At 50.1% G+C, this 24597-nt stretch carries 27 protein-coding genes and 1 riboswitch; of the genes, 3 read left to right on the top strand and 24 right to left on the bottom strand.

Annotation, left to right across the window (positions count from 1 at the left end):
* Positions 1-39 precede the first annotated feature (39 nt).
* From HMPREF1250_RS10775 to HMPREF1250_RS10750, 6 genes are all read right to left on the bottom strand, one after another.
* Positions 40-711, bottom strand: a complete 672-nt coding sequence (locus HMPREF1250_RS10775; protein ID WP_023054629.1) for a TVP38/TMEM64 family protein — start codon at positions 709-711, stop codon at positions 40-42.
* 188 nt (positions 712-899) lie between these two features.
* Entirely contained in the window at positions 900-1688 is a 789-nt protein-coding gene (gene truA / locus HMPREF1250_RS10770) for a tRNA pseudouridine(38-40) synthase TruA (RefSeq protein ID WP_036243358.1), read from the bottom strand.
* On the bottom strand, positions 1685-2485 hold the full coding sequence (locus tag HMPREF1250_RS10765; protein ID WP_023054657.1) for an energy-coupling factor transporter transmembrane component T family protein: 801 nt from the start codon (positions 2483-2485) through the stop codon (positions 1685-1687). Before HMPREF1250_RS10765 ends, truA begins: the two co-directional genes overlap by 4 nt.
* Positions 2475-3344 (bottom strand): energy-coupling factor transporter ATPase, encoded by an 870-nt coding sequence (locus tag HMPREF1250_RS10760; RefSeq protein ID WP_023054639.1) that lies wholly within the window; start codon positions 3342-3344, stop codon positions 2475-2477. Before HMPREF1250_RS10760 ends, HMPREF1250_RS10765 begins: the two co-directional genes overlap by 11 nt.
* Entirely contained in the window at positions 3329-4168 is an 840-nt protein-coding gene (locus HMPREF1250_RS10755) for an energy-coupling factor transporter ATPase (protein WP_036243356.1), read from the bottom strand. Before HMPREF1250_RS10755 ends, HMPREF1250_RS10760 begins: the two co-directional genes overlap by 16 nt.
* 45 nt (positions 4169-4213) lie before the next feature.
* Positions 4214-4756, bottom strand: coding sequence for a DUF805 domain-containing protein (locus tag HMPREF1250_RS10750; RefSeq protein ID WP_023054627.1), 543 nt, complete (start codon positions 4754-4756; stop codon positions 4214-4216).
* A gap of 138 nt (positions 4757-4894) precedes the next feature.
* Between HMPREF1250_RS10750 and HMPREF1250_RS10745 the strand changes: the two genes are divergently transcribed.
* Entirely contained in the window at positions 4895-5365 is a 471-nt protein-coding gene (locus HMPREF1250_RS10745; protein WP_023054648.1) for a hypothetical protein, read from the top strand.
* A 190-nt stretch (positions 5366-5555) separates the two neighbouring features.
* On the opposite strand, the gene HMPREF1250_RS10740 is transcribed toward HMPREF1250_RS10745, so the two are convergent.
* From HMPREF1250_RS10740 to HMPREF1250_RS10670, 15 genes are all read right to left on the bottom strand, one after another.
* Positions 5556-6386: an undecaprenyl-diphosphate phosphatase gene (locus tag HMPREF1250_RS10740; protein WP_023054592.1), complete on the bottom strand. Its 831-nt coding sequence runs from the start codon at positions 6384-6386 to the stop codon at positions 5556-5558.
* A gap of 109 nt (positions 6387-6495) precedes the next feature.
* Complete coding sequence (gene brxF, locus HMPREF1250_RS10735) at positions 6496-6960, bottom strand: BREX-3 system P-loop-containing protein BrxF (protein WP_023054652.1); 465 nt, start codon at positions 6958-6960, stop codon at positions 6496-6498.
* Positions 6961-7037: 77 nt separating this feature from the next.
* Positions 7038-8318, bottom strand: a complete 1281-nt coding sequence (locus tag HMPREF1250_RS10730) for a hypothetical protein (RefSeq protein WP_023054675.1) — start codon at positions 8316-8318, stop codon at positions 7038-7040.
* A gap of 73 nt (positions 8319-8391) precedes the next feature.
* Positions 8392-9900, bottom strand: a complete 1509-nt coding sequence (lysS, locus tag HMPREF1250_RS10725) for a lysine--tRNA ligase (protein ID WP_023054674.1) — start codon at positions 9898-9900, stop codon at positions 8392-8394.
* Positions 9901-9931: 31 nt separating this feature from the next.
* Entirely contained in the window at positions 9932-10420 is a 489-nt protein-coding gene (gene greA, locus HMPREF1250_RS10720) for a transcription elongation factor GreA (protein ID WP_023054678.1), read from the bottom strand.
* Positions 10421-10562: 142 nt separating this feature from the next.
* Positions 10563-11546 (bottom strand): tRNA dihydrouridine synthase DusB, encoded by a 984-nt coding sequence (gene dusB / locus HMPREF1250_RS10715; RefSeq protein WP_023054623.1) that lies wholly within the window; start codon positions 11544-11546, stop codon positions 10563-10565.
* The gene (locus HMPREF1250_RS10710; RefSeq protein WP_023054660.1) at positions 11530-12294 is read right to left on the bottom strand and encodes a type III pantothenate kinase; all 765 of its coding nucleotides are present in this window, start codon (positions 12292-12294) and stop codon (positions 11530-11532) included. The genes dusB and HMPREF1250_RS10710 overlap by 17 nt, the downstream gene beginning before the upstream one ends.
* 77 nt (positions 12295-12371) lie before the next feature.
* The gene (locus tag HMPREF1250_RS10705; RefSeq protein ID WP_023054641.1) at positions 12372-12923 is read right to left on the bottom strand and encodes a biotin transporter BioY; all 552 of its coding nucleotides are present in this window, start codon (positions 12921-12923) and stop codon (positions 12372-12374) included.
* Between the two features lie 96 nt (positions 12924-13019).
* The gene (locus HMPREF1250_RS10700) at positions 13020-13994 is read right to left on the bottom strand and encodes a biotin--[acetyl-CoA-carboxylase] ligase (protein WP_036243353.1); all 975 of its coding nucleotides are present in this window, start codon (positions 13992-13994) and stop codon (positions 13020-13022) included.
* A 110-nt stretch (positions 13995-14104) separates the two neighbouring features.
* Positions 14105-15919 carry an ATP-dependent zinc metalloprotease FtsH gene (ftsH, locus tag HMPREF1250_RS10695; protein ID WP_419177290.1) on the bottom strand — a complete coding sequence of 605 codons (1815 nt, stop codon included), beginning with the start codon at positions 15917-15919 and terminating at the stop codon, positions 14105-14107.
* 161 nt (positions 15920-16080) lie between these two features.
* On the bottom strand, positions 16081-16620 hold the full coding sequence (hpt, locus tag HMPREF1250_RS10690; protein ID WP_023054670.1) for a hypoxanthine phosphoribosyltransferase: 540 nt from the start codon (positions 16618-16620) through the stop codon (positions 16081-16083).
* Positions 16620-17978, bottom strand: coding sequence for a tRNA lysidine(34) synthetase TilS (tilS, locus tag HMPREF1250_RS10685; RefSeq protein WP_023054651.1), 1359 nt, complete (start codon positions 17976-17978; stop codon positions 16620-16622). The genes hpt and tilS overlap by 1 nt, the downstream gene beginning before the upstream one ends.
* Before the next feature lie 11 nt (positions 17979-17989).
* Entirely contained in the window at positions 17990-18904 is a 915-nt protein-coding gene (locus HMPREF1250_RS10680; protein ID WP_036243386.1) for a phosphatase, read from the bottom strand.
* 93 nt (positions 18905-18997) lie between these two features.
* On the bottom strand, positions 18998-19432 hold the full coding sequence (locus tag HMPREF1250_RS10675; RefSeq protein ID WP_023054615.1) for a S1 domain-containing RNA-binding protein: 435 nt from the start codon (positions 19430-19432) through the stop codon (positions 18998-19000).
* A gap of 104 nt (positions 19433-19536) precedes the next feature.
* Positions 19537-19833 (bottom strand): FtsB family cell division protein, encoded by a 297-nt coding sequence (locus HMPREF1250_RS10670; RefSeq protein ID WP_023054680.1) that lies wholly within the window; start codon positions 19831-19833, stop codon positions 19537-19539.
* 188 nt (positions 19834-20021) lie between these two features.
* Positions 20022-20140, top strand: a riboswitch (FMN riboswitch).
* Positions 20141-20232: 92 nt separating this feature from the next.
* On the opposite strand from HMPREF1250_RS10670, the gene HMPREF1250_RS10665 reads away from it, so the two are divergent.
* Positions 20233-21444, top strand: coding sequence for a bifunctional 3,4-dihydroxy-2-butanone-4-phosphate synthase/GTP cyclohydrolase II (locus tag HMPREF1250_RS10665; RefSeq protein ID WP_023054646.1), 1212 nt, complete (start codon positions 20233-20235; stop codon positions 21442-21444).
* 26 nt (positions 21445-21470) lie between these two features.
* On the opposite strand, the gene HMPREF1250_RS10660 is transcribed toward HMPREF1250_RS10665, so the two are convergent.
* Positions 21471-22136, bottom strand: coding sequence for a Crp/Fnr family transcriptional regulator (locus HMPREF1250_RS10660; protein ID WP_023054699.1), 666 nt, complete (start codon positions 22134-22136; stop codon positions 21471-21473).
* A gap of 105 nt (positions 22137-22241) precedes the next feature.
* Between HMPREF1250_RS10660 and HMPREF1250_RS10655 the strand changes: the two genes are divergently transcribed.
* Positions 22242-22931: an ATP-binding protein gene (locus HMPREF1250_RS10655; RefSeq protein WP_023054709.1), complete on the top strand. Its 690-nt coding sequence runs from the start codon at positions 22242-22244 to the stop codon at positions 22929-22931.
* Positions 22932-22969: 38 nt separating this feature from the next.
* Here the strand turns inward: HMPREF1250_RS10655 and HMPREF1250_RS10650 are convergent, their stop codons facing one another.
* Together HMPREF1250_RS10650 and HMPREF1250_RS10645 are read right to left on the bottom strand one after the other, a co-directional pair.
* A complete protein-coding gene (locus HMPREF1250_RS10650) occupies positions 22970-23410 on the bottom strand; it encodes an Lrp/AsnC family transcriptional regulator (protein ID WP_036243349.1) in 441 nt (146 codons plus the stop codon).
* Between the two features lie 125 nt (positions 23411-23535).
* Complete coding sequence (locus HMPREF1250_RS10645; RefSeq protein ID WP_023054710.1) at positions 23536-24594, bottom strand: FAD:protein FMN transferase; 1059 nt, start codon at positions 24592-24594, stop codon at positions 23536-23538.
* Between the last annotated feature and the right edge of the window lie 3 nt (positions 24595-24597).

Below are 24597 nucleotides of genomic sequence, written 5' to 3'. Positions count from 1 at the left end.
TTTTTGATGGTTTATTGCTGCTCTCTGCAGCACTTATTTTTACTGATGTTTACGCCGCCACCAGAGGAATGCGTAAACGGCAATAACGACAAATGTCAGTACCAGCAATCGTCCCCAATGTTCACGAATCAGTAACAGGTCATGTCCGAACCACACTTCAATGATAACGGCAGGGATTTTTCCGAACAGATTGGCTACAAAATGATCTTTATAAGATATATGGCTTAATGAACTGAGCGCCGTAACGACGACATTCGGAGAATACGGTATAGCCCGCCCGGCCATGATCGTCTTGACACAGCTGTACGAATCCAGCTTTTCCAGCATATTGCTCCGTTGAATCACTTTTTGCGCCTGTTTTCGCAGCAGTTTTCGCGTCAGGCGAAAACTGATCTCAATGCCAAGGACTTCTCCGATCCAAGAAATGACGATACCCGGTATCAATCCGAAGATTACGCCGTTTACAGTAAGGAACGGAATCGACGGAAGTCCGATGGCATTGATAAAAGCGATCATGAATATGCTGATCAGTATCGCCTCATAGCCAAAAGACGAGATATATGCCGTCAGCCCTTCCAAATCTCCGTCGATCAGGAGTTGCCACATAGTCGTATAGAAATCGGGCAAGATCAGCTGGATTCCCCAGAGAACGGCAATGATAGCTAAAAGGCCGACAAGTCGCAGCATCCAGCCCAAGGTTTTATCTGTCATAAACGGTATCTTTCCTTTTAGCGACTGCCGGAGCAGTCAAAATAGTAATGTGCCGGTTAACTCGCACATGCTGTCTCATGTTGCGAAAGACAGTATATCATGTAAATTTTATTATACCATATTTTTTTGTACGCAGAAAAGCTTACATCGCATGCCGGCATGTCAAACGCTGTGCAGCAATAATACCCTTAACAGCGGCGGGACCGGAGCTGAGCGATTTTTTCGTTCAGGCGCTCTTCTGAATAAAAAACCTCTTCCAACGTAAGCCCTTGTGCCGGCGCCGTCGCACCCAAACGGGTCCGATCTTTGCCTGCAAGAATAGCGGAAAGATCAGTTTGGGAAAATCTGCCCAGGCCGACATCGACGAGACCGCCGGCAATATTCCGTACCATATGATATAAAAAGCCGTCACCGACAACATCAATGCAGATACCGGCCGATATTGGTTCAACAGTCAGAGAATATAGTGTTTTTACCGGGTTCATCGGCGTTGTATTGGCGCCTTCAAATGCCGAAAAATCATGTTTTCCCAAGAGCAGCGAAGCGCCTTCCCGCATTGCCTGCAAGTCCAGTTTCCTGCGAATGAACCAACTGTACCGCAGTAAAAACGGATCGTGGATCCTGCCGTTATTGATGATGTATCGATAATGCTTTCCTTTATTGTCATGGCGAACGCTGAAAGCATCGGTCATTTCCCGTGCTGAAAGTACGGCGATCGTACGCGGCAGACAGCCTTTCATCGCGTAAGGAAGTTTTTCCGTAGGAATCGTGCCGGCGCCGTAAAAATTGACAACTTGACCGCGGGCATGAACACCGGCATCGGTTCTGGCCGCTCCATAAACAGTGATCTGCGTCCGGTAAATAGTTGCCAACGCTTCTTCCAGGCACTGCTGCACCGAAGGAGCTTTGGACTGCCGTTGGAAGCCGTAAAAGTCAGTACCGTCATACGCAACGACTAGACAGATATTCTTTTTCATATGCCCCACCGCAATACCGCCAAAACGACAGTGACGCCGAGAACGGCGAAAACAGCGACATAATCCCGATACGTATGCACCAGCTCCGTCATCCTCGTCCGGCCTTCACCGCCGCGATAGCATCGCGACTCCATCGCCGTCGCCAGATCGTCGGCACGGCGAAAAGCGCTGACAAAAAGCGGAACCAATAAAGGAATCATATTTTTGCCGCGCTGCCACAAGCTGCCGCTCGTAAAATTCGCTCCCCTCGCCGTCTGGGCTTTCATGATTCGATCCGTTTCCTCCAACAGCGTCGGAATAAACCGCATCGCAATCATCATCATCATCGCCAGTTCGTGGGCAGGAACGCCGAAGCGCCGAAATGGATTCAGCAAATGTTCGATACCGTCGGTCAAAACGATCGGCGAAGTCGTATAGGTCAACAAAGAAGAAAAAACGATCAAGTAGACCAGCCTTGCCGTCATCAGCGCCCCTTGCGCGATGCCTTCGCGCGTAATGTGGAAAATGCCGTATTGCCAGATCGCTTCCCCCGGTGTCGTGAATAAATGGATCCCCAGCGTAAAAGCGACAATAACCCAAAGGGGCTTGATCGATTTGACAATCAACCGCGGCGGCAATTTTGCCGTCAAAAAGCAAGTAACTACGAAAGCCGTCACAATACCGTAAGAGACAAGGGAATCGGCAAAGAAAATGGCAACAATAAAAATCAACGTACAAACGATTTTAACGCGCGGGTCAAGTTTGTGAATAAACGAAACTCCCGGGAAATATTGACCTAACGTAATATCAGTGAGCATGCTCTGCCCCTTTCAGCGACGCATAAATGGACTCCGCGCCTTCTGCTACGGTTTTCACGCGCTCCTGTACCGGCAGACCGCGTCCGTGCAGATAACGCAATACATCCGTAACAGGCGGAACGGCAACACCTGCTTTACGGAGTATCGCTTCCTCTTCAGAAAAAATCCGCAGCGGCTCACCGTCCAAAACAATATTACCGCCGTCAAGAACAATAAGTCGGTCAGCCATCTGTGCAATATCTTCCATATTATGGGAAACGAGGATAACCGTAATGCCTTTTTCACGGTGCCAACGCAATATTTCCGAAAATATCTCGCGTCTGCCGGCCGGATCCAGACCGGCAGACGGTTCATCGAGAATCAAATAGGCGGGATGAATGGCAATGACGCCGGCAATAGCCACGCGCCGCATCTGACCGCCACTCAGCCGAAACGGCGACCGAGCCGCGTAAGTTTCATAATCGAGACCGACAAACTCCATCGCTTCCTTGACACGTTCCTCGACAGCTTCTTCATTGAGTCCGAAATTACGGGGACCGAAGGCGATATCTTTTGCAATCGTTTCTTCAAATAATTGATATTCCGGGTATTGGAAAACCATGCCGACCGTATGCCGCATCGTCATAGCCTCCTTATCCTTTTTACCGATATTGATGCCGTCGACAGTAACCGTTCCTTCCGTCGGCTGCAACAAGCCGTTTAAAATCTGGACCAGCGTCGACTTTCCGGAACCGGTATGCCCGATAATTCCGACAAACTCACCGGCATGAATTTCCAAGTCTATATGATGGAGCGCCGTTTTTTCAAAAGGCGTTCCCACACCGTACGTATGCCGTACTCCCGTTAAAACAATGGACATAAAGAATCTCCCAACTCTTCCTTTGTGATGATCTGGCCGCTTACGGCAACGCCTTTTTCTCGCAGAAGCGCCGCCAACTCAGCGGCAACGGGCACGTCAAGCCCCATCATCTGCAGTTTACGGACATGCGTAAAAACGTCGCGCGGCGTTCCTTCCAAGACAAGCTCGCCTTGATTCATGACGAGAACGCGGTCGGCTCGAACCGCTTCTTCCATGAAGTGCGTGATCAGAACGATGGTAATGCCTTCATCGTGCAGCTGTAAAAGCGTATCCATGACCTCGCGCCGACCCTTCGGATCAAGCATTGCTGTCGGCTCGTCAAGGACGATGCAGCGGGACTGCATGGCCAGGATTCCGGCAATGGCGATACGCTGCTTTTGGCCGCCGCTCAACAGATGGGGACCATGCTTGGCATACTGTGTCATCTGCACCCGTTCCAAAGCAGTCCGCACCCGTTCTTTTATTTCGGCAGAGGGAACGCCGAGATTTTCCGGACCGAATGCGACATCTTCTTCAACGACAGCTGCCACGATTTGATTATCCGGGTTCTGAAAAACCATCCCGACATGCTGCCTGATATTCCATAAATTTTCTTCTTGCGCCGTCTGCATGCCACAAACTTCACAACTGCCTTCCGTCGGCCGTAACAACGCGTTAAAATGCTTGGCCAACGTCGATTTTCCCGACCCGTTGGTTCCGATAATCGCAACAAATTCTCCTTCATCAATGGAAAAAGATACGTCTTTGACAGCGTAAACCGTGCGCCCCGCTTCATCCGTATAGGAATGACTCAAGTGATCCGCCTTCAACATAGGTATACTCATCGTACGCGACTCCTCTGTGCTCACGTTCATCCGATTGCCTCCGCTCTAACGCCGGCGCGGTTCGGCCGCAGCCGTTCCCTTGACCAGGGCCAGGAGAAAATACAAAACGACAGTGGCCGCCGCCGCGAATTGCCAGTATGCCGCAGCCCCGAGAACAGGCAAAATATAGCAGCAAGAATAGCTGGAAAAGGGAACGGCGAACAACCAGCCGCTTCGTCCCATATCCCGCAAGCGACGACTGCCGACAGAGATCTGCGCCCAAACGACGGGAACGGTCAACGCCAAAAAGATGACCGCAAAGAGCAGCGCCAAATCGATTCTGCCGATGAGCAACGCCTCTACCAGCCTGCTGTACAGAATCAGCGAAAAAAAAGCTTGCCCGAACATCAGGACAAGAGTTCGCAAAACAAAGGGCTGCCGCTGTAAGGTGCCGGAAAAACGAAAATACTTTTCCTTTAACTCTCCAAAATCACGAAAACTGATGATGCTGTCTTCATCGGCTGAACCGACAGGCATTGATAACCCTTTATGGATACGCGCCGCAGAGCGAGTGCGTTTTTGTAGCTTTATCTTTTTTGGCTGATTCATGTCCGCCTCCCAAGGTCAATTACATCAAGTGCATCAGGCTCTCTTTCCTATGGTATCACATTCTGCTTTCGGACTCAAATTTTTTTCATAACTGTGGTACAATAAGCATGAATTACGACTACGCAAGGAGATGCTCTCATGGAAAAAAAGTATGAATCACAAACGATCGCGGGCACACGCGGATTATTTACGTTCAATTTTTTCTGCGAATCTATCATTACGGCCCTGCACACGCTGCTGCACATGCTGGAACACGCAGAAATACCGGCGCCGGAGGAACTGAGTAAGGTACCCAAAACGCTCTCCGATTTCGGCATGGCCTTACAAGAGGATTACGACCAAAAAGCAGTAAATTTATGCAGAATCAAAGAAGATATCCTCCGTTTTTACAAAGCAGCCTTCAAAGCCAATGACAAATTGGTACCGCTCTTGCCGACGGAAAACAACGAGATATTTTATTATTATCTATTGTATACGGAAGGCGTCAACCTGTTGTTTGCCAATTTTATGTATAGCCTGTGCAGTGATTTTCCGGAAAACGAAGACATGACGCCGGCTATTGCGGAAATACGGCAAGCGTTTTTAGCCGTATCGGAGTCCTATGAATAGGCAGTGATGTCTCTTTCTTTCCTTCACTAAAGAAGAACAGTCGAAAAACGGCATTACAAAAACAACGCCTTGCCGCTTCCTCGTCCTTTTACCTGACTAAAAGGATTTCATGAATTCTTCCCGCTATTGATAAAATGCCATAGGAATATAAAAAACCGTTTCGCCGCGAGAAGGCGAAACGGTTTTTCCTTTATGAAATGACAAAGAAATGGATAAACGCGACCAGTGCGACCACGAAGCGGTAGTAAGCAAACGAAGCCAACGTCGATTTATTCAGGAACTTCAGGAACCAGAGTACCGAAATATAGGCCACGACAAAAGCGACAACAAAGCCGATAAGGATCATGATCATGTCATTGCCGTTTAAGTCGGCAAGACTTTTCAGCAAGTCGTAAAAACAGGCAATCATCATAACCGGCACGGCAATGATAAAAGAAAAATCCGCTGCCGCCTTGCGGCTGAGCCCTAAAAACAACCCGCCGGCTATCGTCGAGCCGGAACGTGAAAACCCCGGCCAGAGAGCCAAAATCTGGAAAGCGCCGACAAAAAAAGACTGGATAACCGTCAGTTCGTTAACATCATCACAAACAGTGCGGACACGGGATTTTTCAGCTGCCAACATAAAAAGACCGCCGATGATCAGGCCAATAATCACTGTCCCGGCAGAAAAAAGATACGTTTTAATCGCATGGTGAGCAAAAAAGCCGATAATCATAACCGGCACAATTCCAGCCGCGACATGAGCCAATGTCAGCCCCGTATCGCGGCGCCGCCAATTGACCGGAGACAAGAGATGCCAACAGCGGTATTGCTGCAGCATATATAAAAACTTGTCTTTATAGATGAGCAATACGGAAAGAATCGCTCCCAGCTGAATAAAGACCTCAAATACGCCGGCACGCACCCCGGTAAAGCCGAGCCAATCGCCGACAAGAATCATGTGTCCTGTCGAGGAGACAGGAAGGTACTCCGTAACCCCTTCTACGATGCCTAAAATAACGGCAATAATATAATCATTCACGCAATCATTCCTCCAAACGTCAAAAACAATACGTACTGCGTAGATTATAGCACAGCCACATGCGGAAAAAAAGACGCTATTCTTTCGAACAGCGTCTTTTTATCAGAGATCAATCCAGCGAAATGACATGATTGGGATTTTCGATTTTAAACTTAGCGTACTTCGGATCACCGTTGTGCTCAAAATACAGCGTATCGCCGTCCAAGGTCCCTCGCCAGCTGACGATGATCGGACATTCGCGGCTCAGTTCTTTCAGCATGTGAATCGGATTTAAATTGAGAATCGGAGCAAAGAGAAAACTGACATTGTCAATCATAACAACGCGTGCATTGAGCCGATGTATAGCCGCAGAAATAAGTTCTGTAGCCTTTTCCGGTCGATCGGCCCGAGGCACTTCCAAAAACTCATCATCAAACAACTCTTTCGCTTCACAGATTTTCCAGCCATCCTGATAGGTCAGTTCACGGATTAATTTGCTTTTGCCCGATCCGGGACCGCCAATAAGAATCAACAACTTCTCCTCTTCTTGGGCAATGTACTTCCATCGTTTTAACACATCTGCATCTGTAACCATGAAAATCACCTTCATTTGCTAGTTTTATTTATATATTTATTATACTTGAAAGTCGTCACATAAGTAAAGGAATTTATCTACTTAAATTTCTCCCCCTTCTTCTCAGCCAGATCATACCGCCCCGCCGCGCTCTGCAAATCCGTAACAGGGCCGGTCAACAGGATCACATCGTCAATATACTGCCCGTCGTGGCGAACAACAAAGAGAAGCGATACATCTTTATCGTAAGGACTGTCATAATAGTACCCGTCGACGCCGGTCGCCCCGTCAGGCCCCCACTCGATCCTGCTCGGCTCGCCGTACAGCGCCAAAATCGTCGACAAATGGTATCCGATAGAGGCGCCGCGACCGGTATAGGCGCTGTTCGTCATCAGGAATACCTTATCGACGCGGGCCAGACGATCGGCCTCCAATCCATAATCGCCATATATCCAGAAATTCCCGCCGCTGCCCTTAAGCATGCTTTTCCACTTCGAATACGCGTTAAGATCAAAGGCCGTACGCGGCACAACGCCCATCAAGGTAAAGTCTCTCTCGTCTCGCCGAATCGGATCAAGGCGGCGTAAATCGTCTGCATACGGCGCCCGCGGCGCCATCATGGCAATCCGCTCGATCTTACGATCGGCGACGGCGAAAGCGAGGATTTCGCTTGCACCGGGATCTTCATAAAGGAAGTAGAACACATTGGCATCGGGATCGCGCAATATTTTTGCCGGCGCGCCGTAAGCACGCACCAACAGTTCGGCCACATTTTTCAAATAGATGCCGCGACCTGCAGCGATATCTTGCCCCTTCGCCAGGTAAACCGCTTCCACGCCGCCGCCCTTTATCTTTCCATCCTGCCCGGGCACTGCCGGCAAATGCGGATTGCGCAGAACGACGCGCAGCTCCAAGTCCGGCCGATCATACTCCAGCGTAGTGAAATGTTCCGTCACCTTGCGTTTGTCAGGCCGCCCGTACACGGAAAGTACCTTCGCCTCTTCATCGCCACGGCGCAAACTGCCAATAGTGAAATCAGCTTCTGTCAAAGGCGCAATCGCGATGGGTTGCACAGCATCGCGATTAACGGATTGTACAGCCGAAGGCAGCGAAAAATGAAAACGCACACCGCCCGGCTGCGAGTCCGTTTCCTCATGCAATTGCGGCAATTCGTCCGCCCCAATCGCCGTATTTTGACGGGCGAAAGTATCTTTACCGTCCTCCACAGAAGGGTCTCCGCTTTTACGCACTGCCGTTTTTGCAGACATAACAACACCGGCTTCATTTGTTGAAGCGACTGTCGGAACGGCGTCGCCGGCCCAAGCCGCCGTGCAGCCGAAAAGATACAGTCCGCCTAAAAGAATCCCTATACGCTTCATTCCTTACCTCCTCGACAGGTATTGAAAAAAACACCCTTTGAAACAACATTCCAAAGGGTGCGCAACAAGCAAACTATTTCTGTTCCGGACGACTTAACGGGAAAAGCAGGACATCACGTATAGATGCGCTGTTCGTCAAAAACATGACTAACCGGTCGATGCCGATGCCCAAACCGCCTGTCGGTGGCAAACCGTATTCCAAGGCGCGGCAATAATCTTCATCCATTTGATGCGCTTCGTCGTCACCTAATTCCCGTTCCTTCATCTGCTGCATAAAGCGATCCCGCTGATCCAGGGGATCATTTAATTCGGAGAAACCGTTTGCCAGCTCACGGCCATAAATAAAGGCTTCAAAACGATATGTCAGGAGAGGATTATCCCGGTCCTGCTTCGTTAACGGTGAAATCTCCAACGGATGACCGGTAATCACCGTCGGCTCGATCAAATTTTCTTCGACATAGTCTTCAAAACACCCGTTAATGATCTTGCCGATTCCGTCATGCTCCGTGTATTCCACATGGAGTTCATCGGCAATGGCCCGGGCCTCTTCCAACGTCGTGACAGCGGCAAAATCTTTTCCCGTATATTTGGCGACGGCTTCAATCATCGTCATACGATTCCACGGCGGCGTCAAATCAATGTCCTGATCGATATAGGTAATCTTCATCGTCCCGTAAAGTGACTGCGCCAAGCCGGATACCAGTTCTTCCGTCAGGGCGATTACGTCTTCCAGATCGCCGAATGCCTGATACAACTCAACAGTTGTGAACTCAGGATTATGACGCGTATCGATTCCTTCATTGCGGAAGCAGCGGTTCATTTCATAAACGCGTTCCAAGCCGCCGACAAGCAGACGCTTCAAATGAAGTTCCGGCGCGATTCGCAGAAAAATATCCATATCCAAAGCATTGTGATGGGTCTTGAAAGGTCTGGCCGCAGCGCCGCCGGCAATATTATGAAGCATCGGCGTTTCCACTTCCAGAAAGCCGCGTTGATCCAGGTAAGCGCGAATGCCTTTAATAATTTTCGAACGCTTGATAAAGGTATCTTTAACCTCGGGATTGACAATAAGATCCAAATACCGTTGGCGATACCGCATTTCCTTGTCCGTCAACCCGTGAAATTTTTCCGGCAGCGGCCGCAGCGATTTCGACAATAACGTCCACGTTTCGACGCGAATCGTCGTTTCGCCTGTATGTGTCGTGAACACATCGCCGTCAACGCCGATAATATCCCCAATATCAAGAAGCTTGAAAAGCGTATACGATTCTTCTCCTAAAACGTCTTTGCGGAAATAAAGTTGAATTTCGCCGCTAATGTCACGGAGTACACAAAAAGCGGTCTTGCCATGACGGCGCAGCGCCATCAGCCGACCGGCAACGCGTACTTTCGTACCTGCCGCTTCCAGTGCCACCGCTCCTTCTTTAATTTCTGCCGCATGATGATCCCATGCAAATTTCTGTCCGAAGGGATAAACTCCGGCATCTATGAACTGCTGCATTTTTTCGCGGCGCACGACCATTTGGTCATTTAACTTTTCCGCTTCCATCGCCATCGTTTCCGTACTGCGCATTTCCGACATAGTAACTCCTCCTGTGTTAATCTCCTGATTTTTATGCTTCCATCGGTAAGATACGATAGCTCAATTCGCCGGCAGGAGCCTTAACGGCTACGATGACGGGAGACGCCTTATCGATTTTCTTCCCCAAGATAGCGACGCCGACGGGGGATTCATTGGAAATGCGGTTGTTGAACGGATCGGCTTCAGCCGTGCCGACGACGGTATATTCAAACCGTTCACCCGTTTCCACATCTTCCAGGACAACCTTTGAACCGAGACGAACCGTATCTGTGCCGTCACCGGTCTCTTCAATTATTTTTGCCGTCCTGATTTTGCCTTCCAATTCGGCAATACGGCCTTCAATAAACGCTTGTTCATTTTTTGCATCATCATATTCCGAGTTTTCACTCAAATCACCGAGCGCGATGGCTTCCTGAATCCGTTTCGATACCTGAATGCGGCGAACCGATTTCAGTTCGGCCAACTCATCTTTTAATTTCTGCAGCCCTTCTTCGGTAATCAAAGTTTCCGTTGTATTCATGGTTATACTCCTTTGCCTGATCCTATGGTCTCAGCAGCAGGAAAAACGCCGCTGTCTGAATATGCAATTACGTTTAATTATATGCTTCCCTGAATACCTTGTCAATCCTTGGCAGCGGCATTGGCGCTCACTCCAGACAACCTCATAAGGCGGCTCTGGCGGCTTCGACGATGTGCCGGAATTCCGCCGGTGTCATCGCCTGATTCAACGCCTGTCGCAGGGCCGTAGACGCATATAGGCCTTTCGTATACCACGCCGCATGAGAACGCATTTCGCGCAAGCCTATGTAATCGCCCTTAAACGCCAACAGGCGGTCAAAGTGCTGCAGCAGCTGGTCATATCGTTCCTGCGCCGACGGCGGCGGAACGATTTCTCCGGTCTGCAAATACCGGCATATTTGCGGAAATATCCAGGGATTTCCCTGGGCGCCGCGCCCAATCATAACGCCGGCACAGCCGGTCTCCCGGAACATCTGCAACGCCGTCGGCCCGTCACAGATATCGCCGTTACCGAAAACGGGGATCGATACGGCATCGACAACCTGTTTGATTTTCGTCCTGTCCGCTTTACCGCCGTAAAATTGTTCTCTCGTTCTGCCATGGACGATGACGGCGGCGGCACCGACCGCTTCGGCCCGCTTGGCCAGCTCAGGCGCCGTAAAAGAACCTGCGTCCCAACCGGTGCGCATTTTTACTGTAACCGGCAGCGAAACGGCGCGAACAACGGCGGCAATAATGGCCGTCGCCAGCGGCAGATTAGTCAATAATGCAGCGCCTTCCCCGTTGCCGACCACCTTTTTGACGGGACAGCCCATATTAATATCGATCACATCAGCGCCGGCTTCCTCGGCAGCAGCGGCGCCGCGCGCCATGGTCTCCGGCTCATTGCCGAATAACTGCAACGAAAGCGGATGTTCCCGTTCATCAACACGCAGCATTTCTCTCGTGTGCAGATTATGATAACAAATCCCCTTGGCGCTGACCATTTCCGTGCAAACCAAAGCCGCGCCATAGCTGCGGGCAATGACGCGGTACGGTAGATCGCAGACTCCGGCCATAGGAGCCAAGGCAACCGGCATATCCAATTGTAGGGAACCGAGGCGGAGCGGTTTAACGATTTCGTTCATAGATAATCCGCAATCCTTCAAGCGTCAGCATCGGTTCGACAACATCAATCGACTTCGCCTCGGGAGCAATGATCACGGCCAGGCCTCCCGTAGCAACGACCTTCGCCCTGCTTCCCAATTCCTTTTGCATCCGTGCCACCAACCCGTCAACTTGACCGACAAAGCCGTAAAACACGCCGGCTTGCATACTTTCAACCGTATTGCGGCAAATGACCTTGTCCGTGCGGCGAACTTCGATGCGCGGCAGCTTGGCCGTACGCTGCACTAAGGCTTCCGTTGAAATCCCAATACCCGGACAGATGGAGCCGCCCAAATAGACGCCCTTCCTGTCAACGGCGCAGAAGGTTGTCGCCGTTCCGAAATCGATAATGATAACGGGACCGCCGTACATTTCATAAGCGGCAACGGCATTGACGATACGGTCGGCGCCAACTTCGCGCGGATTGTCATACTTAATGTCCATGCCGGTCTTGACACCCGGTCCGATGACCAACGGCACGAGGCCGAAATAACGCTGGCACATCCGTTCCAATGTAGGCATTACGGGCGGTACGACGGAAGAAATGATGATATCCTGAATCGCTTCGGCATCCACGCCGTTGGCATAAAACAGATTGCGGATCAGAACCCCGTATTCATCGGTCGTCCGCAAGCGGTCTGTTGAAATGCGCCAATGATCAAGCAACGCTTTACCGTCGAAGATACCCAGGACAATATTCGTATTGCCTACATCAATTACTAAAACCATAAGTTAACGATCTCCCCTGCAAAAATAAGTTAATTACGCCTTATATGATAACAGAGTTTCCCGTCCTTGAACAGTCTTTAAAAGAAATCGGCGCCCGCTTTTTTCAAGGCTCCGGCAATACGACTGCCGATGCCGACAGCCAACACAACTTTCACCGCATCGAAGGGAATAAACGGCAGCGCGCAAACGAGAAAGGCCTGACTCAACGTCATCGGTTTTTGCAGCAAGTACGTGTACGTCGCCGTAAACCAAACGGCGCCGATGAGATATACAATACACAGGGATAACAGTGCGATCCCCACCCTGCGAAACAACGTTCCCGCAGAAAGCCGGCAAAAACCGCAGACAAAAGCCTGGACGACAAAGCCGATCATGAAGCCGCCTAACGGACCGAGAACGATTGACGGCCCCGCCTGTGCCATGGCGAATACAGGGATACCGAAAAAGCCGAGCAGAATCCAGACGACAACGCTTAATGCGCCGTACCGCGGCCCCATGACGACGCCGGCCAAAACAACAGCAAAAACCTGAAGCGTATGGGGCACGGCACCGATAGGCAGAGAAAGCTGTGATAAAATTCCGATAAGGGCCGCAAAAAAAGCGGCGCCAATCATTTTTTGCAAAGGCATTGCAACCCCTCCTTGTCATGAATATGGTGACGCTTCTATTGTAATGAGCCGTTATCATATTGTCAATAAAAAATATTTTTATCCAGGTTTACAATCCTATTTATGTACCGGTCGCACACGAACATCTCCGGCCAAAATCGTTTCTTTTCTGCCGTCTGCCGCAACAACAATCAAGTTGCCGCTGTCATCGAGATCAACGGCGGTACCGATAATGTTTCCTTGCGGCAGCGCAACTCCCACTTCCGTTCCCAAGATGCACGATAATTCCTTCCATTCTTGCAGAATCGGCGCGAACCCGTCTTCCTTGGCAATCATATAATATTTTTCCAGCTGGCAAAGCACTTCTTGCAGCAATTTTTGCCGACTGACCGGTACCTGTTCCATGGCGAAGCTCGTGACAATACGACGCAGCTCAGGCGATACATCTTCCTCTTTTAAGGAGGTATTGATTCCCATTCCCAAAACAAGATAGTTTAATCGCTCCATGGAAGCATTTAATTCCGTCAGGATACCCACTAATTTGCGCCCCTTTACGAGCAAATCATTCGGCCATTTAATGGCGCATTGCACGCCCATATGACGGATGGCCCTGGTCAGCGCAACTGCAGCTAAAAGCGTCATTTTGGCAACTTCCATCGGCAGAAAAGGCGGCCGTAAAATAAGCGAAAACCAAAGCCCCTGTGCAAAGGGGGAAAGAAAGGCGCGATCCAGACGACCGCGGCCGCCGAACTGCTCTTCCGCCAGCACCAGCGTACCTTCAGGCGCACCTTGATCGGCCAACTGCTTGGCAAGGGTGTTCGTCGAGGAAACCCTTTCATAATACGCAATTTCCCGTCCCAGAGTAACGGTCTTCAACCCGTCAAGAATGCGTTCTGGCGGCAGAAGTTCCGGCGCTTCATGCAGACAGTATCCCCGTTTCGTATGTGATTCGATCCGGTAATTCCGCTGTTTCAACAACTGAATGTGCTTCCATACCGCCGTCCGCGAAACCCCCAGTTGCTCCGAAAGCTTTTGCCCTGAAATATATTCCCCTCTGTGTGCCAATAAATAATCCAGAATATCATTCCTCATGATTATCTCCGTTCCTCCTTTGCCGCCCAAGAGACGATCGTTTCCGTATATAAAAAAGGCCGCGACACAGCGTCACGGCCTCATATGCGAATACAAACACTATGTGGTCCTTAATTTCCCCAGGGACTGCTTTCACTTTGCACGGCCAGCGTCCCGCTTTCCGTCGCTTCCGTCACAGCAACGGCAGGTTCAGGGGCCGTCAGCGAACCGTATTTGACGAGATTATCCACTTGCTCGCGATTGATCGTTTCCACCTCAATCAGCGCGTTTGCCATACTCTTTAAGGCATCCAGATGATCACGCAGCGTCTGCAATACATCTTCATAGGCCCGGGAAACGATATCATGCATTTCACTGTCGATCAACTCGGCAATGCCTTCGCCGTAATTGCGTTCATGACCTAAGTTTTTACCGAGAAAAACCTGTTCCTGTTGTTCGCCGAAAACCATCGGTCCCAACTTTTCGCTCATGCCGAGACGGGTAATCATTTGCCGTACGATCCGGGTAACGCTCTGTAAGTCGCCGGAAGCGCCGCTGCTGATTTCGTTGAAAACAATTTGTTCCGCAGCCCTGCCGCCTAAGGCAACACGGATCTGCGCCAAATAATACGATTTCGTTTCATACGACCTGTCTTCTTCAGGAAGCATCATCGTATAGCCGCCGGCACGGCCGCGGGGAATGATCGTCACCTTGTGGACGGGATCCGCGTCAGGCAGCAGATAAGCAATCAGCGCATGACCTGATTCGTGAACGGCAGTCAGGCGTTTTTCCTTATCGCTGATTACGTGACTGCGCCGTTCCGGCCCGAAGCTGACTTTTTCGCTGGCTTCTTCCAGTTCCGCCATGCCGATAATCCGCTTATCCGCTCTGGCAGCCAGCAACGCCGCTTCATTAAGCAGATTTCCCAGATCGGCTCCGGTAAAGCCCGGTGTCTTCTTGGCAATAGTTTTTAAATCTACGTCTTTTCCCAACGGTTTTCCCTTAGCATGCACTTCCAAGATTGCCAATCGGCCGCGCAAGTCGGGACGATCAACGGTAATTTGTCGGTCGAAACGGCCCGGACGCAGCAGCGCAGGGTCAAGAATATCGGGACGATTCGTTGCGGCAATCGTAATAATGCCTTCATTGGCGCCGAAGCCATCCATTTCAACCAACAGCTGATTCAGCGTCTGCTCCCGTTCGTCATGACCGCCGCCGAGACCGGCGCCGCGCTGGCGACCGACGGCATCGATTTCATCGATAAAGACAATGCACGGCGCATTCTTCTTCGCCTGGGAAAACAGATCGCGGACACGGGACGCTCCGACACCGACAAACATTTCCACGAAGTCGGAACCGCTGATACTGAAAAAGGGCACGCCGGCTTCGCCGGCAACGGCTCTTGCCAAAAGCGTCTTGCCCGTACCGGGAGGTCCGAAAAGAAGAACACCCTTGGGAATCTTCGCGCCGATAGTGTTATATTTGCCAGGATTGCGCAGAAAACCGACGATTTCCGACAATTCTTCCTTCGCTTCATCTTCGCCGGCCACATCTTTGAAAGAAACTTTTATCTTTCCTTCACCATGCATCTTGGCATGGCTCTTGCCGAAATTCATCACCCTGCTGCCGCCGCCCTGAGTCTGCTGCATGATGAAAAACCAGACGCCGATGAGGATCAGTATGGGCAACACCGAACTGAGCAGACTGACCCACCAGGCCGGCTGTTCCGGCGGCTTGGCCATGATATTGACTTCAGCTTCACGCAGCGCCGGTATCAAGGCCGTATCACTGGGCGCATAAGACGTGAACGACGTACCGTCTTTCAACTGCCCGACAATAGCATGATCTGCCGTAATTTGAACCGAATCGACCTTGTGCTGTTGCACCTGGTTGATAAAGTTCGTATATGTGATTTCCGACTTATCCGTCCGGGACGTCGTAAACATATCAAAAATGGATACGGCCACGACGATGAGAAGCAAATACAGTCCTACATTTCGAACAAATTTACTCAAAATACTGCTCCTTTCACATTCTTATATTCACACAGCCAAGAAGGCTGATATAGTTTTATCTTACCACACTTCGGAAAAAGCAACAAGAATTATTATTTATTATAAACTTCTTCTTTTAAGATTCCGATGTAGGGCAAATTGCGATAGAAGCCGTTATAATCCAACCCGTAACCGACGACGAACGCATCGGGAACTTCAAAGCCGTTATAATCGACAGTCACATCGGCGATACGGCGTGACGGCTTGCTGAGAATCGTCGCCAGCCTGACGCTTTTTGCCCCTCGGTCTTGCAGCAGCGGCACCAACTTGCTCAACGTCGTTCCCGTATCGATAATATCCTCGACAATCAGAATATCCCGTCCCTCAACTTCACTGTCCAGATCCTTCCGGATTTTAACAAATCCCGACGACGTTGTCGACGAACCGTAACTGGAACAGCTCAAAAAGTCAAATTCGACGGGTACCCGGATATGACGGGATAGATCCGTAAAAAAGGTAACAGCGCCTTTCAAAATACCGCACAGCAAGATCGTCTTGCCTTCATAGTCGGCCGTGATCTGCGCTCCCAGTTCGGCAACGCGTTGTTGGATCTGTTCGGCAGTCAATAATATTTCTTTTACATCTTTATCCATTATACAGTCTCCTCCTGAATCCATCCTCGTATATAGTCCTCTCCCGCAGCGGGAAAATAACGGCTGTTAACGGCATACCCGCAAATCCAGATGATTTCCTGCCCGTTGCAGAGCAAGGGAATCTGATCGCGCCGGGATGCCGGAATTTTCTGATCAATAAAAAACTTCTTAAGCTTCTTCGTACTGCCGTTCTGCAAACAGATATAATCGCCGGGACGCCGATAGCGTAATTGCCAAGCCGTCACAGTTCCGCAGCGCAGCAATACGTTGTCTCGCACGGGCGGCGTAACGGCACCGGCCAGGACGACCTGCCGTTTGCCGAGACGGTAGCTACCCGGTCCGTTAACGGCGACGACAGACGCATCCGACGAAACCGTCGTTTTCCGTCGCGCCACAGGCGGCAAGAAACACAACTCGCGATAAGAGCAGACGACACGGACACCTTTCATGCGAAATTCCTTGCCAGTCGCTTTTGCGGCCAAGGCCAGGATCGTTTCAACCTGTTGAAACGTAATCGGCGTTGCCGTCATCTTACTGACGCCGATACGAATAAGACGGCGACGCATGGCGACGGGCTGCGCCATCAATGCGTCAACGGACAGCGTCCAACCGCCGCTGCCAGGTCGCACGTATTTCCGCCCCAGTGCTGCAGCATAGGCACAAAGAAAATCGTCCTCTCCCTGCATGACCGCCGCCAGTCGATTCAAGTCTTCCGTAACAGCCGGATTGTACTGCCGCAGCAGCGGCAGTAAATCGAGACGCAATCGATTTCGCAAGTAGAATCGCTGAAAGTTGGTCTCGTCAATCTGTACCGGAAGCTTTCTCGCCGCAACGTAGGCTTCAATCTCACGACGCGTTACGCCTAAAAAGGGCCTGATAATGTCCCGATTTCTCGCTCTCATGCCGCAGAGACCTGCGGTGCCGCTGCCGCGCAAAAAATGGTGCAGTACCGTTTCGGCCTGATCATCACGGTGATGCGCGACGGCGATAGCCGCCGCACCGACAGCGGCCGCCGTCTGCCGCAACAGACGGTAGCGCACTTTTCGGCCTGCCGTCTCAATTGATTCACGGGTTGCCGCAGCCAGCTGCGGTACACGAACGCGATGACAATAAAAAGCGCATTCCCGCTCCATTGCTGCTCGCTCAACGACGGCTGCTTCCCGATCGGCTGCGGCCCGAATACCATGGTGAACATAGCAGACAACCAGCCGCAACCGCCATTCCTGCCGCAGCCGGCTGAAAACATCGAGCAGCGCCAACGAGTCGGACCCGCCGGAACAGGCAATAACGATACATTCGTCTCGGTGCAACAAGCCGCTGTCACGGCAATATGCTGCCACTTTACGAACGAAATCCATAGGCACCTCCGTCAAAAAACCATCCGCGCCGCATCGTAAAAAGCTTCTTTGTAAAAAACGCCTTCCAACAGGTCCTTTTCACTGACGGAAAGAACTGTAAAGCCGTAATATTTCATGAAAGAACGCGCGATAATGAGACCGGTCACAATGATTTCGCTCCGCTCCGGCTGCAGTCCGGCGACATGTTTCCGCTCTTCAGGCGCCATTGCCGTCAGCCGGGAAATCTGGAAATTGAGCCGTTCCAGCGAAACGCTGTATCCTTCAATGCGTTTCGGATCATAGCAGGCAAGGCCCAAATCCATGGCTGCCAGCGTCGTCAACGTGCCGCCGACGCCAATCAGGTACTGCGTTTTTACCGGCAACGGCAGCCACGCCGCGTTGCACCGAAGTTCAACGGCTGCTATCTCGGCGGCGGTTGTGAGCACACCTTCTGTCAAACGCACGGCACCGAGAGGATAGCTGTGCGTCGTAAGCATGGCGCCATTTTTACCGACAGTCATTTCACTGCTGCCGCCGCCAATATCGAGCACGGTCACCAATCTTTCCGGAGGCACGGCGGCAGTGGCGCCGCAGAAGCTGAGACTTCCTTCTTCACGACCGGAAACGGTGCGGCAATTCCAGCCGAAACGACAGCGGATTTCAGCCAAAAAAGCCTGCCCGTCTTTGGCTTCCCGAACAGCGCTCGTAGCAACAGCGCAAACAGGAATCCCCGACAGCTGATGCGCCCATCGTTCCAACACGTCAAGCGACGCCTCTCGCCCGGGGGCCCACAAGCGCCCGGTTTTGCCTACATCCTTGCCAAGCCGCGTTGTCACCAACTCTTTAGGAGAAAACTGCCATTGCCCCGATCGATCGAGAAGCCCTTTCATCAGCCTCAAAGAATTGGAGCCAATATCGATAACAGCATAATTCTTGTATTCAGTCATAATCTCTCCGCCTCTATCCGAGATGTCATAAAACAAAAAGAGCATTCCCGCAGGAATACTCCTCTTCACCATATGATTCCCTCAAGCCGTCTATCAATCGGAGCGTCTGGCTCCTCTGCCGCCGCGTTTTGATTCCGTATTCCGCTTCAGATCCATCAGACGTTCGTCGCTGTCTTTCAAAAACTTACTGAGTCGATCTTCAAATGATGCCGGAGCTGCAGAACGGCGATTCTGATCAAAACTGCGATGCTGGCGGATTTCTTTTTTCGGATAAAATTCTTTTTTAGCCGGCGCCGCCTGGGTCTGTTTGATGGATAACCCGATTTTTCCTTTTTCGTCAACAGATAAGACTTTGACATTTACCTTATCCTGAACCTTCAAAAAATCATGGACATCCTTGACATACTCATTGGCAACTTCGGAAATATGAACCAAGCCGACCTTTTTGTCAGATAATTCAATAAATGCACCAAACTTGGTAATGCCCGTTACAATGCCTTCCAGCACACTCCCTACTTCGATTGACATGCTGCTACATGATCCTCCTTAAAAATACGTAGTTAGTATATATCAAGCACATTATACCTACAATAATAAAAAAATTCAATTCCCAATCATAAATTTTCGCATCATTACCGCCGATACGGAATTTCTCCCGGCTTTGCCAGCCCGAATTGTTGCCGCGCCTTATTGGCAATTTCTTCCGGATCAAGCAATTTATCGTGCGCTGTCTGCAACGCCTGATTTTCTTGCTCCAACGCTTCACGTTCCTCTACGGTCCGCTTCATGTCCTGATGAATTACCCAGATCTGATACATCCTGCTGGTCAAAAGAATGCCGCCGAAAATCAAAATAACGACGATCAGCAGTTTATATTTTCTCTGTCCCGTTTTTTTTCTACGATTGCTGCGCCGCCTGCGCTCTGCCACATTGCCAGCCCCTCTCTGCGGATAAAGGAAACCTGTCTTATAAGTATACCGCGATTATCTTCGAAGATAAAGAGGGGCGCGCTCTTTTCCCCCGGCGCGTCAAGAAAACACGGTCTGTTGAGCAAATTCCACCTTGATGACAGTATTGCAAAACGATCGGTTTATCTGTATAATAAACAAGTACTCCAAAATATCTTCAGGGCAGGGTGTAATTCCCGATCGGCGGTATAGTCCGCGAACGTTGTACAGGCGTTGATTTGGTGCAATTCCAAAACCGACAGTATAGTCTGGATGAAAGAAGATATGAGTCGTGTTTTTTGCGCGACCCATGAACTCATCAAACGGCCCTGACGGCTCTTGCAGCCGACAGGGCTCTTATAATGTCAGGAGGTTTTATCATTGGAAAAGCATCAATACAACACCGTAGAAGAAGCGATTGCCGAATTGCAGGCCGGTCATTTGATCATCGTCACAGATGATCCGGATCGTGAAAACGAAGGCGATTTGATTTGCGCCGGTCAATTCTGCACGACAGAAATAATGAATTTTGTCGCCACCTATGGCAAAGGGCTGATCTGCATGCCTGTCAGCCAGGAATACGCCCATCGTCTCGGCCTGTACCCCATGGTCGGCGAAAACACGGATAATCACGAAACGGCATTCACCGTTTCGATTGATCACAAAGATACGACAACAGGTATTTCCGCCGTCGAGCGGGCGTTGACAGTTCGCAAATGTGCCGACGAAACGGCTCGCCCGGAAGATTTTCGACGTCCCGGACACATGTTCCCTCTCATCGCCAAAAAAGGCGGCGTTTTGGCCCGCAGCGGCCATACGGAAGCGACCGTCGATTTGATGCGGCTGGCAGGTCTGAAACAGGTCGGTATTTGCTGCGAGATCATGGCCGACAACGGTACGATGATGCAGACCCCGGATCTGTGGAAATTGGCCGACGAATATAAGTTGAAATTCATTACCATCCATGATCTTCAGAACTACTGCCGCCGTCACGACAAACATGTCAGTCGCGAAGCGGAAGCAAAAATGCCGACAAAATTCGGAAAATTCCGTATTTTCGGCTACGTCAACGATTTGACCGGCGAACATCACGTGGCCATGGTCAAAGGCGAGATCGGCGACGGAAAAGACTTGCTCTGCCGCGTTCACTCCGAATGTCTGACAGGCGATGTCTTCGGTTCGCAGCGCTGTGACTGCGGTGAACAGTTAGCGGCCGCCATGCACCAGATAGATAAAGAAGGCCGCGGCATTCTCCTGTACATGCGTCAGGAAGGGCGCGGTATCGGCTTGATTAACAAACTGAAGGCCTACATGCTGCAAGAACAAGGTTATGATACGGTAGAAGCCAACGAAAAGTTGGGCTTCGCTCCGGATCTGCGTGAATATTGGATCGGCGCGCAAATTCTGCAGGATTTGGGAGCAAAAGAAATTCGCCTTCTGACCAATAATCCGTTAAAAGTATACGGACTGGAAGGATTCGGCGTTGAAATCACCGAACGTGTTCCGATCGAAATGCGGCCGCAGGAGTTCGATGAATTTTATTTGGAAACAAAGAAAAACAAAATGGGGCACATTCTTCCTCACTTAAAATAAAAGAAATATAGCTGCCTTTTCGGCAGCTATATTTCTTTTAACGTAAATTTTTCTTTTTTGTAATCAATCAGCCCTTCCGCTTTCATACGACTCAACTCGGACGACATGGCACTGCGATCTACGGATAAAAAATCTGCCAACTGCTGCCGGTTAAAATCGATACGGAACGTAGCCGATCGTCTGCTGCGAGCCTCGTCAGACAGATAGGCCATCAGCTTCTGACGCGTCGAGCGCTGTGATATATAGCGTATTTTGCGAGTCAAAATCAGATTTTTCTGCGCCATCAGCGCCAATAAATTGCTCACAAATTGTCCCTGCTGCGGTGTCAGCACGACACCGCCATGCAATATTTTGGTCACGTCGACAAAGATGATTTCCGCGTCTTCCGTGACGATAACGTCCACTTCCGATTGCGCATCAGGTAATGCGGCAAAAGCCTCGCCGAAGAGATTTCCCGCCTGTATACGCGCTAAAATATTGCGATTGCCCCAATAATCTTCCTGTACAATATGCACAATGCCTTTAACGACAAAGCCGATCGTCTTGATATCGTCGCCGGCATAAAAAACGAAGCTTCCTTTGCTGAATTTCCGTTTTCTGGCGCCCATGGATTCCAAAAACGGCCCGACATCGGCCGCATCCATATGATTAAACAAAACGGATTCCTTAATAATGGCAGTATACGTCTCCATATGATCCCCCCGTTGCAAAAACAACATACATGCTGTTTTTATTGTACTATACTGGACGCAGAAACAAAAGTCCTGTCTATGAAAAATCGCTAAGGAGGATCGTCTATGAAGCGCAAGATTATTCACATTGACGAAGTGTTATGCACCGGTTGCGGCCGTTGCGCCGTTGCCTGCCATGAAAACGCCATCGCAATAGTGAACGGAAAGGCCCGTCTGCTGCGAGATGATTACTGTGACGGCCTCGGAAATTGTCTGCCCCACTGTCCGACAAACGCCATTACCGTTGAAGTCCGCGAAGCGGCAGCTTATGACGAAGCGGCCGTAAATGCCGGAAAGTTGACATCCTGTGCAGGCAGTCAGCCGCGAGCCCTGCCTCCTTCTCTCGCCAATAAAAACGCTGGCAAAAAAGAAGACGGCCCGCAGCCGTCTCAGTTGCGACAATGGCCGGTTCAACTGCGTCTCGTGCCTACAAATGCGCCGCATTTCCATAACGCCAATCTGCTCGTTGCCGCCGATTGTACAACATATGCTTACGCGTCCTTCCACCATGACTTTATCTGCGGCAAAGTCACACTGATAGGTTGTCCGAAATTGGATACCGTCGATTACAAAGAAAAGTTAACGGAAATTATCAGGGCAAACGCGATTCGTTCGCTGACTGTCGTTCGTATGGAAGTCCCTTGTTGCAGCGGCATTGCGCAGGCGGCAGCACAGGCATTACGGCAAAGCGGCAAGAATATCCCCTTCCAAATCGTAACGGTTTCTCTGGACGGAAAAGTACTTGCAGAAGCATAAACACACAAAAAAGACCGCAGCAGCGGTCTTTTTTGTGTTTACACGTTCCATTCTTCTTTCACTGTAGAAAGGCACATAAATGTCTGTGATGACGTAACCATCGGTATCTCGTTCAATTGCGCCATCAAAAACTGCTCCAACTCATCAGGCGTTTTAACCAGCACCTTCAATAAATAATCAAAAGCGCCGACAATGTGATGGCACTCCAGTACCTGCGGAAACGACAGTATTTTAGAACGAAATTCGTCGTCATTACCGTTCCGTTCAACATTCACCATAATAAACGCCGTCACATTGTAGCCTGTCTTACGCCGGCTGATCTTAGCGCCATATCCCTCGATAATCGAGTTGTGCTCCATCTTACGAATACGTTCGGCAACAGCAGGAATGGAAAGGCCGACTACTTTGCTGATTTCCGTAGCGGACGCTTTACCGTTCTTCTTTAAAATGCCTAAAATACTTTCATCAATATGATCCATCTTACCTACCATCCTCTATAATTTTTTGTTTCCACACTACTTATTATATTAAGATATTATAAAGGAAAAGTAAATATAAAAAATAATTAAAAAAATATTAATTTCTATCTTTTTTCTTTATTACCTTATTGTTCTAAATTAAAATCCCTATCCAAGTCCGAAAAATCTTTTTTGAACCCCTCTGTCATATAAACAGTCCCGTCCGTACCGGTGATCTCACATTCAACGCCTTCCATAGAGCGAATGAGCGCCATCCCTTTTTCCGGCCCGGCAATAAAGACGATCGTCGTCAACATGTCGCTGAGCATACCGGCATGAGGAATGTCGTTACGGACAATAATCGTGTCGCTCATGACACCGCTGCCGGCCGGACGGCCCGTTTGCGGGTCAAAAATATGATGGTAACGAATGCCGTCTTTTTCAAAAAAGCGTTCATAATCCCCGGAGGTGGACACATATGTATCCGAGACCGATACGATGCCCAGGTAGCGATCCGGTTCATCGGCGCGCGGATGCTTGATACCGATTTTCCAGGTTTTCCCCTTTGAGTTATGACCTGCGCCGTACATAGAACTGGCGCCTAAATTAATCAGCCCGTTCTTAATCTGATGTGCATCATATATTTTTCGAACTTCGTCAACGGCATATCCTTTGGCAATCCCGCCTAAATCAATGTACATGCCCTTTTTCGCCAGTTTTACACTGTTATCCTCGGGCCGGAGCAAGATATCGTGATAATTGACAAGGGCAAGAGCCGCTCGGATTTCCTCATCATCGGGAACACGCGCATGGTCGGTGCCAATTCCCCATAACTGCGAAATCGTTCCGATCGTAATATCCCAAGTTCCGTTCGTTTTTTCCAAATACGCTTTGGCAAAAGCAATCATCGTATATACAGCAGGATCAACCTGAACATAATCGAGTCCGGCATGCTGATTGATTTTGCTGACGTCGCTCTGCGGATTCTGGGCGCTGGCCAGACGATCTAATTCTTCTATCTTCGCATAACTTTCTTCCACAGCGTCCTTGGCTTCCTTACCGCTGGCCCGCAAGGAAATAGTCGTATCCATGGCAATCCCGCTTTTATCATAAGACTGCTCCGGACGCAAAGAGCATCCGGAGCAGTTTACGATAACCAGGAACGCTGCCATACCGATCAGTATAACGCGTCGCTTCCAGTTCATCTA

The sequence above is a fragment of the Megasphaera vaginalis (ex Srinivasan et al. 2021) genome, from assembly GCF_000478965.1.
GTDB lineage: Bacteria > Bacillota > Negativicutes > Veillonellales > Megasphaeraceae > Megasphaera > Megasphaera vaginalis.
Note: the sequence above shows the minus strand (reverse complement) of the source record. Positions and strands in the feature narration are given on the sequence as shown.